The organism is Streptomyces sp. NPDC007346 (assembly GCF_040703535.1).
Classification (GTDB): domain Bacteria; phylum Actinomycetota; class Actinomycetes; order Streptomycetales; family Streptomycetaceae; genus Streptomyces.
Genome location: NZ_JBEYKR010000193.1, coordinates 1 through 10,900, shown reverse-complemented (window position 1 = coordinate 10,900; position 10,900 = coordinate 1). Strand labels below are relative to the sequence as shown.

Genomic DNA, 10,900 nt, shown 5'->3' with positions numbered 1-10,900 from the left:
CCGTTATTACATGCCCCCCCGCCGCCGCACTAAAGCACTGTCCCCCCGGGCCCCGGCCAGCGGTCGGGGGGGGGGTCGGCCCGCCGCGGCCGGCCGTACGCCGGTCGGTCAGCGACCGAAGTAGGAGTCGAAGTTCTGGCTGAACTCCCAGTTGTTGAACCGGTCCCAGTTGATCGACCAGGTCATCAGCCCGCGCAGGTCGGTCCAGGTCCCGTGGGTCTGGTAGGAGCCGCAGTCGGTCTTCTTGATCAGGCAGTTGAGCGCCTTGTTGACCTCGGCCGGTGAGGTGTGGCCGTTGCCCGCCTGGGTGGAGGCCGGCAGGCCGATGGCGACCTGGTCGGGGCGCAGGCCCGGGAAGACCCGGCTGGTGTCGCCCGCGACCGGGAAGCCGGCGAGCAGCATGTCGGTCATCGCGATGTGGAAGTCCGCGCCGCCCATCGAGTGGTACTGGTTGTCCAGGCCCATGATCGGGCCGGAGTTGTAGTCCTGGACGTGCAGCAGGGTCAGGTCGTCGCGCAGGGCGTGGATGACCGGCAGGTAGGCGCCGGCGCGCGGGTCCTGGCCGCCCCAGGGGCCGGAGCCGTAGAACTGGTAGCCGAGCTGGACGAAGAACGTCTCGGGCGCCATCGTGAGGACGAAGTCGGAGCCGTACTTCGCCTTGAGGGTCTTCACCGCGGAGATCAGGTTGACGATCACCGGCGAGGTCGGGGAGCGGAAGTCGGTGTCCCCGGTGTTCAGCGAGAGGGAGTGGCCTTCGAAGTCGATGTCCAGGCCGTCCAGGCCGTAGGTGTCGATGATCTTCGAGACCGAGGTGACGAAGGCGTCCCGGGCGGCGGTGGAGGCGAGCTGCACCTGGCCGTTCTGGCCTCCGATGGAGATCAGGACCTTCTTGCCCGCGGCCTGCTTGGCCTTGATGGCCGCCTTGAAGTCCGCCTCGGACTCGACGTTCGGGCACTCGGCGACCGGGCAGAGCGAGAAGCGGATGTCGCCGGAGGTGACGGAGGTGGGCTCGCCGAAGGCGAGGTTGATGACGTCCCAGGAGTCGGGCACGTCCGCCATACGGGTGTAGCCGGAGCCGTTGGCGAAGCTGGAGTGCAGGTAGCCGACGAGCGCACGGGCGGGCAGCTTGCTGTCGCCGCCGCCCCCGCCGCCCGCCGTGGTGGTCGCGGTGACGGCGGCCGACTTCGCGGACTCGCCGGCCGCGTTGACCGCGGCGACCTGGAAGCTGTACGCGGTGGAGGCGGTCAGCCCCGTCACGGTGGCGGACGGCCCGGTGGCCGTGGCCACCTTCGTACCGCCGCGGTAGACGTTGTAGCCACTCGCGCCGGAGACGGCGTTCCAGGAGAGCGCGACGGAGGTGGAGGTGATCGCGGTGGTCTTCAGGCCCGCGGGGACGGCGGGGACGACGACCGGGTCGCCGCCGGGGCCGACGAGGGTGAGGTCGTCGACGTAGTGGGCGGGGGAGCCGTACCAGCCGTGGGTGTAGACGTTGACGGAGGTGGTGGAGGGGCCCGTGGTGAAGCTGGTGGTGAGCTGCTTCCAGGCGCCGGTGGACTGGGTCCAGGTGGAGACGTCGGTGGTGCCGGTGCCGGTGGCGCCCAGGTAGACGGGGCTGCCCTGTACCCAGGCGCTCAGCGTGTACCGGGAGTTGGGCTTGACCGTGACCGCCTGGGAGCACCTGGCGTTGTCGCTGCCCGCCGGGGTCGCCTTCAGGGCGGCGGTGCCGCCGTGCGTCGGGGTGGAGACGACCGCGCCGCTGGAGGCGGTACAGCTCCAGCCGTCGAGGCCCGCCTCGAAGCCGCCGTTACGCGCCACGTCCACGTCCGCCGCACTGGCCGCCGGTGCCGTGGCGACCAGGGCACCGGCAGCGAGCACCGCGGCCGTACAGGTGGCCAGAAGTCCGGTAAATCTGACGGTTGGTCCCGTGCGTTCCACAACAGCCTCCGTGCAGGGGGGAATTGGGTGTGGCGTGCGCACAACATGGTCCAGACCAATCAAGTTGTCAAGACCTCTGGCAGCGGGTCACCTCTCCGCGCGGCCCTCCTGGGCCGCGGCTCCGGCCGCCTCGTGCGTCGCCCGTTCCAGCAGCCCCGCGTCCGTGAGGGTCCCCGAACCGTCCGGCGGGATCAGCCACCGCACTCCCCCGGCCGCCCGGCCCGGATGGGGGACGACGATCCAGGTGCCGGGGCCGGCGCCCCGGATTCCGGTGCCGAGCCAGTGGGACGCGGTGCCCGGCGGGACGAAGAAGCCCACGCGGGACTCGCCGCAGTCGGCGAGGACCGGTCCGGGCCGGTCGACGAGGCGGGTGAGCACGTCGAGCGTGGGATATCCCAGCTCGCCCGGCAGGATCAGCACGTCCCAGCGCCGGCCGGCGGGGAGGAGCGCGATCCCCTGCGGATTGCGCTCCCACTCCCACCGGCAGGCGCCGGGGTCCGGTGCCGCCGATGTGAGCCACTCGACCGCGGCCCTGGTCTCCGAGCCAGTCATGACCAGCCTCCCGTTGACGTGGTCACCGGCAGGGTCCTGCCGGTGCGTACACGGGCGAGAGAGCGTCGGGCGCGAACTATGACGCGGGTCGAGGCTACTTGTTGGTAGTGAAGTGGGTCACAGCACCGTCGACCGGTGGCCGGACCACCGGTCGACGGGCCACCGGGCCGACGACGGGCTGCCCGGCCGCCGGGTCAGCTGTCGAAGCCGAGACCCAGCCTGTCCATGGTCCGCAGCCACAGATCGCGGCGTCCGCCGTTGGTGTCGGTGCGGGCCAGGGACCGCTTGGTGATCTCGATCCCGGCCCAGGCGAACGGCTCCGGCGGGAACGGCACCGGCTTCGAGCGGACCATCTCCAGACGGGTCCGCTCGCTCTCCTCACCCGCGAGCAGATCGAGCATCACCTCGGCCCCGAAACGCGTCGAGCCGACGCCGAGACCGGTGAATCCGGCGGCGTACGCGACCCGCCCCCGATGGGCCGTTCCGAAGAATGCCGTGAAGCGTGAACACGTGTCGATCGCACCGCCCCAGGCGTGCGAGAAACGCACTCCGGAAAGCTGCGGAAAACAGCGGAAGAACTGCTCCGCAAGGGTCAGGAAGGTCTTCGGACGCTGGTCCAGATCGGCGCTGAGCTTTCCCCCGTACGGATAGATCGCGTCGTATCCGCCCCACAGGATCCGGTTGTCCGCGGAGAGCCGGAAGTAATGGAACCGATTGGCGCTGTCACCCAGCCCCTGGCGCCCCTTCCAGCCGATGGATTCCAGCTGCCCGGAGGTGAGCGGCTCGGTCATCAGCGCGTAGTCGTAGACCGGCACGGTGTACGGGCGGACCCGCCTGACGAGCGAGGGGAAGATGTTGGTGCCGAGCGCGACCCGGCGGGCGAAGAGCCGCCCGTACGGTGTACGCACCGCCATCCCCGGGCCGCGGCGCACCAGGTCGAGGCCCCGGGTGCGCTCGTGGATCCGTACGCCCAGCTCCAGGCAGGCCCGCTTCAGGCCCCAGGCGAGCTTGGCCGGGTGCAGCATCGCGACACCGCGCCGGTCCCACAGGCCGCCGAGGAAGGTGGGCGAGTCGACCTCGGCGCGCAGGGTGTCGCGGTCCAGGAAGTCCACGCCCGTGATGCCGAGCCGCTGGATCTCCCGGTGCCGTTCCCGCAGCTCTTCGAGCTGGTGGCGCTCGGTGGCGACATCGATCTCGCCGGTCCGCTCGAACTCGCAGTCGATCTCGTAGCGGGCCACGGCTTCCTCGATGGCGTCGAGGTTCCGCTCCCCCAGCTCCTCCAGCTTGGCGATCTCGCCCGGCCACCGCTGCACGCCGTTGGCCAGACCGTGGGTGAGGGAGGCGGCGCAGAAGCCGCCGTTGCGGCCCGAGGCGGCCCAGCCCACCTCGTGCCCCTCGATGAGGACGACGTCCCGGCCGGGGTCGCGCTCCTTGGCGACGAGCGCGGTCCACAGGCCGCTGTAGCCGCCGCCGATGACCAGCAGGTCGGTGTGCTCGTCGCCGGTGAGGGCGGGGAGCGGATCGGGTCTGGCCGGGTCGTCGAGCCAGTAGGAGACCGGCTCGGCGCCGGAGAGCGACTGTGCGGCGGTACGCATGGCGGCTGGGGCCATGGTTTCCAACTCCTTCGGGACTTTCAGCTCCGAGCGTCGTTCTTCCGCCGGCCCGCGACGATCTGGCCGACGAGAACCACCATCACCGCAATGATGAACATGGCGGTGCCGATGACGTTGATCTGTACGGGCGTGCCGCGCTGTGCCGATCCCCAGACGAACATGGGGAAGGTGACGGTGGATCCCGCGTTGAAATTCGTGATGATGAAATCGTCGAAGGAGAGTGCGAAGGCGAGCAGCGCTCCCGCCGCGATTCCGGGGGCGGCGATGGGAAGGGTCACCCGTACGAAGGTCTGTACGGGTCCCGCGTAGAGGTCACGGGCGGCTTCCTCCAGTTTCGGGTCCATCGACATCACGCGCGCCTTGACGGCCGTGACCACGAAGCTGAGGCAGAACATGATGTGCGCGATGAGCACGGTCCAGAAGCCGAGCTGGGCGCCCATGTTCAGGAAGAGCGTGAGCAGGGAGGCGGCCATGACGACCTCGGGCATCGCCATCGGCAGGAAGATCAGCGAGCTGATCGCGCCGCGCGCCCGGAAGCGGTAGCGGACCAGCGCGAAGGCGACCATCGTGCCGAGCACGGTCGCCCCGAGCGTGGCCCAGAAGGCGATCTGGAGCGAGAGCGAGAGCGAGCCGCAGAGGTCGGCGACGCCGCAGGGGTCCTTCCAGGCGTCCAGGGAGAACCGCTGCCACTCGTAGTTGAAGCGCCCGTTGGGCCTGTTGAACGAGAACACCATCACGACGATGTTCGGCAGGATCATGTACGCGAGGGTCAGCAGACCCGCGATGACGACCAGGTTCCGGCGTAGCCGGCGCAGTACGGACATCAGACCAGGTCCTCCGTCCCGGAGCGGCGGATGTAGAAGGTGACCATCAGCAGGACGACCGCCATGAGGATGAAGGAGAGCGCGGCGGCCGTCGGATAGTCCAGGACCCGCAGGAACTGGCTCTGGATGACGCTGCCGACCATCTTGGTGTCCGTGGAGCCGAGCAGTTCGGCGTTGACGTAGTCGCCGCTGGCCGGGATGAAGGTCAGCAGGGTGCCCGCGACGACGCCCGGCAGGGAGAGCGGGAACGTCACCTTGCGGAAGGTGGTGGCGGGGGTGGCGTAGAGGTCGCCCGCCGCCTCGTGCAGCCGGCCGTCGATCCGCTCCAGCGAGGTGTACAGCGGCAGGATCATGAACGGCAGGAAGTTGTACGTCAGACCGCAGACGACGGCCATCGGGGTGGCCAGGACCCGGTTGGACTCGGTCCAGCCGAGCCAGCTGGTGACGTCCAGGACGTGCAGGGTGCTGAGCACGTCCACGACCGCGCCGCCGTCGGCGAGGATCGTCTTCCACGCCAGCGTACGGATGAGGAAGCTGGTGAAGAACGGGGCGATGACCAGGACCAGCACGAGGTTGCGCCAGCGGCCCGCCTTGAAGGCGATGAGGTAGGCGAGCGGGTAGCCCAGCAGCAGGCACAGGATCGTGGCGGTGCCCGCGTACAGCAGGGACCGGACGAACTGCGGATAGTAGTCGCGCAGCGCGTCCACGTACGTCCGAAAGTGCCAGGTGACCTCGAAGCCCTCCTCCAGGGAGCCGGTCTGTACGGAGGTGGAGGCCTGGTAGACCAGTGGCAGCGCGAAGAAGACCAGCAGCCACAGGATGCCCGGGAGCAGCAGCCAGTAGGGGACCAGCCGTCTGCGGGCGGAGGGCTTGCGGAGTGTGGGTTCCCGGGGCTCCTCGGGCTGTGAAGGGGGCGCGGGCGGCGCCTGCGTGGGGCTCACTCCGCCTCCTCCACGCTCGTCGCGCCCGCGTCGATGTCCTGGGCGGCGTCGAGGCCGAAGGTGTGGGCCGGGTTCCAGTGCAGGACGACCTCGGCGCCGGGGACCAGTCGCGTGTCCCTCTCGACGTTCTGCTCGTACACCTGGAGGGCCGTCCCCGCCGGGCTCTCGACCACGTACTGGGTGCAGACGCCGATGAAGCTGGAGTCGGTGATGCGGCCGGTGACCCGGTTACGGCCCGCCGCGATGTCCTCCGCGTCGTCCGCGTGGGCCAGGGATATCTTCTCGGGCCGGATGCCGAGGAGGAGCCGGCCGCCGCGCGTGGCGGGGGCCTGGCACCGCTCGCGGGGCAGGGTGAGCTTCCCGCCGCCCGCGGCCACCACCAGATCGTCGCCGGTGGAGACGGTCTCGCCCTCGATGAGGTTGGAGGTGCCGAGGAAGTTGGCGACGAACGTGGTGCGCGGGTTCTCGTAGAGGTCGGCGGGGGCGCCGAGCTGCTCGACGCGGCCCCCGTTCATCACCGCGACGGTGTCGGCCATGGTCATGGCCTCCTCCTGGTCGTGGGTGACGTGCACGAAGGTGATGCCGACCTCGGTCTGGATCCGCTTGAGCTCCAGCTGCATCCGGCGGCGGAGCTTGAGGTCGAGGGCGCCGAGCGGTTCGTCCAGCAGCAGGACCCGCGGGTGGTTGATGAGCGCGCGGGCCACGGCGACGCGCTGCTGCTGGCCACCGGAGAGCTGGTGGGGTCTGCGGCGGGCGAAGTCGCCGAGCTGGACCAGCTCCAGCATCTCGTCGACCTGCTTCTTCACCCCCTTGACGCCGCGCCGGCGCAGCCCGAAGGCGACGTTCTCGGCGATGTCCAGGTGCGGGAAGAGCGCGTAGCTCTGGAAGACGGTGTTGACCGGCCGCTTGTGCGGGGGCAGGCCGGTGATGTCCTTCTCGCCGAGGTGGACCGTGCCGGTGGTGGCCTCCTCCAGCCCCGCGATCATCCGCAGGGTGGTGGTCTTGCCGCAGCCGGAGGCGCCGAGCAGGGCGAAGAACGAGCCCTGGGGGACGGTCAGGTCGAGCGGGTGGACGGCGGTGAAGGAGCCGTAGGTCTTGCTGATCCCGACGAGGCGGACATCGCCGCCCGCGGTCTGCTGCTGCTGTGTCATGGGTCGCGGTCCCAGTGAGTTCGGGGGGAGTTCGGGAAAGGGGACCCGGCGGAGGCGGGCCGGCCTGCGGCGGGGCGGTGTACGGGACGGTGTTCGGGCCAATGCCCGGGGCGGTGTCCGGGCCGGAGTCCGGGGCGGTGCCCGGACCGGGTCAGGCGCCGATGAGCCTGGCGAACTTCTCCTCGTACGCCGTCTCTTCCGCCGTGCTCAGGGAGCGGAAGGAGCGGGACCTCTCCGCCATCTCCCGGTCGGGGAGGATCAGAGTGTTGGAGGCCATCGACTCGTCGATCCTGGCCAGTTCGTCGCGGACGCCGTCGACGGGGCAGACGTAGTTGATGTACGCGGCGAGCTGCGCGGCGACCGGCGGGCGGTAGTAGTGGTCGATGAGCTTCTCGGCGTTGGTCTTGTGCCGGGCCTGGGCGGGGACCAGGAGGTTGTCGGTGGCGGTGATGTAACCGGCGGCCGGGATGGCGAACTTGACGTCCGGGTTGTCGGCCTGGAGCTGGATGATGTCCCCGGCCCAGCCGACGCAGGCGGCGATGTCGCCCTTGCTGAGGTCGGCGGTGTAGTCGTTGCCGGTGAAGCGGCGGATCTGCTTCCTGTCGACGGCCTTCCGGAGCCGGCCGATCGCGCCGTCGAAGTCGGCGTCGGTGAACTTCCCCGGGTCCTTGCCCTGGTCGAGCAGGGTCATCCCGACGGTGTCGCGCATCTCGGAGAGGAAGGAGACGCGGCCCTTGAGCTTCGGGTCGTCGAGGAGCTGGGTGACGGAGTCGACCGTGCGGCCACCGGTCGCCTTCGCGTTGTACGCGATGACCGTCGGGATGCCGGTCCAGGGGTAGGAGTAGGCGCGGCCGGGGTCCCAGTCGGGGGTGCGGAACTGGGCGGACACGTTGGCGAAGGCGTGCGGGAGGTTCGAGGGGTCGAGCTTCTGCGCCCAGCCGAGCCGGATGATGCGGGCGGCCAGCCAGTCGGTGACGCATATGAGGTCGCGCCCGGTGTTCCGGCCGGCCGCGAGCTGCGGCTTGATCTTCCCGAAGAACTCGACGTTGTCGTTGATGTCCTCGGTGTACTTGACCCTGATCCCGGTGCGCTCGGTGAACGCCTGAAGGGTGGGGCGGCTCTTCTCGTCGTCGCTGACGTCCATGTACTCGGTCCAGTTGGAGAAGGTGACCTCCTTCTCCGTGGCCGAGTGGTCGTCGGCCGCCGCCGCGCCCTCGGCGCGTCCGGCGGGCGGGATGCCGCAGGCGCCGAGGGCGGCCGTCCCGCCCAGGGCGAGGGCGCCCATGCCGGAGGCGCGCAGCAGGGAGCGGCGGGTGAGGGCTCCCCTGCCACTGGTCAGGGACCGCCTCGCGGCCGCCAGCTGGGCGGACGAGAGACGCTCGGGCTCGTAACTCTCCATACGCGTTGCCCTTTCGGGTGGGAGGCCGCCGGGGGCTCACGGCCCCCGGTCGCGCGGCAGCTTCTATCGGTCCCCGAAGATCGTGCGGTGCCAGTCCTTCCGGGCGACCGCGGTGTTGTCGAACATGACGTGCTTGACCTGCGTGTACTCCTCGAAGGAGTACGCCGACATGTCCTTGCCGAAACCGCTGGCCCGGTATCCGCCGTGCGGCATCTCGGAGAGGATCGGGATGTGGTCGTTCACCCACACACAGCCCGCCCGGATCTCGCGGGTGGCGCGGTTCGCGCGGTACAGGTCGCGGGTCCAGGCGGAGGCGGCCAGTCCGTACGGGGTGTCGTTGGCCAGCGCGATGCCCTCGTCGTCGGTGCCGAAGGGCAGCACCACCAGGACGGGGCCGAAGACCTCCGACCGGACGATCTCGCTGTCCTGGGCGGCTCCCGTGATGAGGGTGGGCCGGTAGTACGCGCCTTCGGCGAGGTCGCCGCCGGGGGCCTCGCCGCCGGTGACGACCCGGGCGTGGCCGCGGGCCCGCTCGACGAAGGCGGCGACGCGGTCGCGCTGGGCGTGGCTGATGAGGGGGCCGAGGTCGGTGGCGGCGTCGAAGGGGTCGCCGAGGCGGACGGTCTCCATGAGGGCGGCGACGTCCCGGACGAAGGCGTCGTACAGGGGGCGCTGGACGTAAGCGCGGGTGGCGGCCGTGCAGTCCTGGCCGGTGTTGATGAGGGAGCCGGCGACCGCGCCGTGGACGGCGGCCTCCAGGTCGGCGTCGTCGAAGACCACGAAGGGGGCCTTGCCGCCCAGCTCCAGGTGGAGGCGTTTGACGGTGGCCGTGGCGATCTCGGCGACCCGCTTGCCGACGGCGGTGGAGCCGGTGAAGGAGGTCATGGCGACGTCCGGGTGGCCGACGAGGTGCTCGCCCGCCTCCTTGCCCGCGCCCGTGACGATGTTGATCACGCCGTCCGGGATGCCCGCCTCGGTGGCGGCCTGGGCGAACATCAGCGAGGTCAGCGGGGTCAGCTCGGCGGGCTTGAGGACGATGGTGTTGCCCGCGGCGACGGCCGGGAGGACCTTCCAGGCGGCCATCTGGAGGGGGTAGTTCCAGGGGGCGATGGAGCCGACCACACCGATCGCCTCGCGCCGTACGTACGAGGTGTGGTCGCCGTCGTACTCGGCGGCGGCCTTGCCCTCCAGGTGGCGGGCGGCCCCCGCGAAGAAGGCGGCGTTGTCGACGGTGCCGGGGACGTCGAACTCGGTGGAGAGCTTGACCGGCTTGCCGCACTGGAGGGACTCGGCGTACGCGAAGTCGTCGGCCTGCTCGGCGAGGACGGCGGCGAACCGGTGCAGGGCCTCGGAGCGCTCGCCGGGGGTGGCGCCCGACCAGCCGGGGAAGGCGGCGCGGGCGGCGGCGACGGCGGCGTCCACGTCCTCGGTGCCGGCCAGCTCGTAGCGCAGGACGGTCCCGCCGGTCGCGGGGTTCACGATGTCGTGGTGGCGGCCGGACGTGCCCGGGAGCAGCCTGCCGCCGATGTACTGCGCACCTTCCGCGAAGCGGTCCCGCACCTGGAAGCCGTTGCTCATGACGCTCTCCTCCGCCGCTGTGCCCGCTGGACGGGGTCGGCGTAGCCTCTCCGTGAATTGAGTGCCGATCCTGACAGAGGGGTCGAAGCCCAACAAGTGATTCCGTTGTTGCCTTTTGGTTACGCGACGGAATCTGTCGACCATGTGTCGTGCCGGTGCGGAAATCCCCGTACGGAGTGTCAGCGGCGGATGCCACACTCACATGCCATGGGACCGATCGATGAGCTTGTCGCCGCCGTGGCGCGGGGCGAGCGAGTGAAGTATCTGCCCTTCTGGGGGCACCGGCCGCGCCCGGACGGGCAGCTGGGGGCCGGTTGTCTGAGCCAGTGGTGGCCCTCGCCGTTCACGGTGGACGGGGTGACCTACGCGAGCGCGGAGCACTGGATGATGGCCGGCAAGGCGCGCCTCTTCGGTGATCCGGAGGCGGAGCGGGCGGCCGTCGCGGCGAGCAGCCCCGCGGCGGCGAAGAAGGCCGGGCGGCTGGTGCGCGGCTTCGACGAGGACGTGTGGATACGGGAGCGGTTCGCCCTGGTCGTGGCGGGCAGCGTGCACAAGTTCGGGCAGGACCCGGAGCTGGGCGGCTATCTCCGGGGCACGGGCGACCGGGTGCTGGTGGAGGCGTCCCCGCTGGACCGGATCTGGGGCATCGGACTCGCGGCGGACGACGAGCGGGTGGAGCGGCCCCAGGAGTGGCGGGGGCTGAATCTGCTGGGCTTCGCGCTGATGGAGGCGCGGGAGCGGCTGCGGGCGGGGGCGTCCTAGAGGGGGGGTGACCCGCCGTTGGTACGGGAGCGCCGCCCGTCCCTGTTCATCCGGCGTTCTTCAACGACCTGGTCGGCGCCGGTATTGCCCCCAGCGGGCTGGGCGCGCGCGATACCTTGCGCCTGGAAGCGGGCATGACGCTGTA

At 70.5% G+C, this 10,900-nt stretch carries 9 protein-coding genes; 1 reads left to right on the top strand and 8 read right to left on the bottom strand.

The window, feature by feature from the left end; all coding sequences use genetic code 11:
* Positions 1–108 precede the first annotated feature (108 nt).
* From AB0917_RS31310 to AB0917_RS31275, 8 genes are all read right to left on the bottom strand, one after another.
* A complete protein-coding gene (locus AB0917_RS31310; protein ID WP_366823072.1) occupies positions 109–1,935 on the bottom strand; it encodes a glycoside hydrolase family 18 protein in 1,827 nt (608 codons plus the stop codon).
* Positions 1,936–2,022: 87 nt separating this feature from the next.
* Positions 2,023–2,487 carry a hypothetical protein gene (locus AB0917_RS31305; RefSeq protein ID WP_366823071.1) on the bottom strand — a complete coding sequence of 155 codons (465 nt, stop codon included), beginning with the start codon at positions 2,485–2,487 and terminating at the stop codon, positions 2,023–2,025.
* 194 nt (positions 2,488–2,681) lie between these two features.
* Positions 2,682–4,097, bottom strand: a complete 1,416-nt coding sequence (locus AB0917_RS31300; protein WP_366823070.1) for an FAD-dependent oxidoreductase — start codon at positions 4,095–4,097, stop codon at positions 2,682–2,684.
* Positions 4,098–4,120: 23 nt separating this feature from the next.
* Positions 4,121–4,924 (bottom strand): ABC transporter permease, encoded by an 804-nt coding sequence (locus tag AB0917_RS31295; protein ID WP_366823069.1) that lies wholly within the window; start codon positions 4,922–4,924, stop codon positions 4,121–4,123.
* A complete protein-coding gene (locus AB0917_RS31290; RefSeq protein WP_366823068.1) occupies positions 4,924–5,865 on the bottom strand; it encodes an ABC transporter permease in 942 nt (313 codons plus the stop codon). The genes AB0917_RS31295 and AB0917_RS31290 overlap by 1 nt, the downstream gene beginning before the upstream one ends.
* Entirely contained in the window at positions 5,862–7,016 is a 1,155-nt protein-coding gene (locus tag AB0917_RS31285) for an ABC transporter ATP-binding protein (RefSeq protein WP_366823067.1), read from the bottom strand. Before AB0917_RS31285 ends, AB0917_RS31290 begins: the two co-directional genes overlap by 4 nt.
* A 151-nt stretch (positions 7,017–7,167) precedes the next feature.
* Positions 7,168–8,415, bottom strand: coding sequence for a spermidine/putrescine ABC transporter substrate-binding protein (locus AB0917_RS31280; RefSeq protein WP_366823066.1), 1,248 nt, complete (start codon positions 8,413–8,415; stop codon positions 7,168–7,170).
* A 63-nt stretch (positions 8,416–8,478) separates the two neighbouring features.
* Complete coding sequence (locus AB0917_RS31275; RefSeq protein WP_366823065.1) at positions 8,479–9,993, bottom strand: gamma-aminobutyraldehyde dehydrogenase; 1,515 nt, start codon at positions 9,991–9,993, stop codon at positions 8,479–8,481.
* A 207-nt stretch (positions 9,994–10,200) separates the two neighbouring features.
* Here AB0917_RS31275 and AB0917_RS31270 point away from each other — a divergent pair, with 207 nt between their 5' ends.
* Positions 10,201–10,755: an NADAR family protein gene (locus AB0917_RS31270; protein ID WP_366823064.1), complete on the top strand. Its 555-nt coding sequence runs from the start codon at positions 10,201–10,203 to the stop codon at positions 10,753–10,755.
* Positions 10,756–10,900: the final 145 nt, after the last annotated feature.

What these genes read in the sequence shown, in the direction of transcription:
- AB0917_RS31305 (WP_366823071.1), bottom strand. Translation starts at nt 2,487, where the DNA reads ATGACTGGCTCGGAGACCAGGGCCGCGGTCGAGTGGCTCACATCGGCG.
- AB0917_RS31300 (WP_366823070.1), bottom strand. Translation starts at nt 4,097, where the DNA reads ATGGCCCCAGCCGCCATGCGTACCGCCGCACAGTCGCTCTCCGGCGCC.
- AB0917_RS31295 (WP_366823069.1), bottom strand. Translation starts at nt 4,924, where the DNA reads ATGTCCGTACTGCGCCGGCTACGCCGGAACCTGGTCGTCATCGCGGGT.
- AB0917_RS31285 (WP_366823067.1), bottom strand. Translation starts at nt 7,016, where the DNA reads ATGACACAGCAGCAGCAGACCGCGGGCGGCGATGTCCGCCTCGTCGGG.
- AB0917_RS31280 (WP_366823066.1), bottom strand. Translation starts at nt 8,415, where the DNA reads ATGGAGAGTTACGAGCCCGAGCGTCTCTCGTCCGCCCAGCTGGCGGCC.
- AB0917_RS31275 (WP_366823065.1), bottom strand. Translation starts at nt 9,993, where the DNA reads ATGAGCAACGGCTTCCAGGTGCGGGACCGCTTCGCGGAAGGTGCGCAG.
- AB0917_RS31270 (WP_366823064.1), top strand. Translation starts at nt 10,201, where the DNA reads ATGGGACCGATCGATGAGCTTGTCGCCGCCGTGGCGCGGGGCGAGCGA.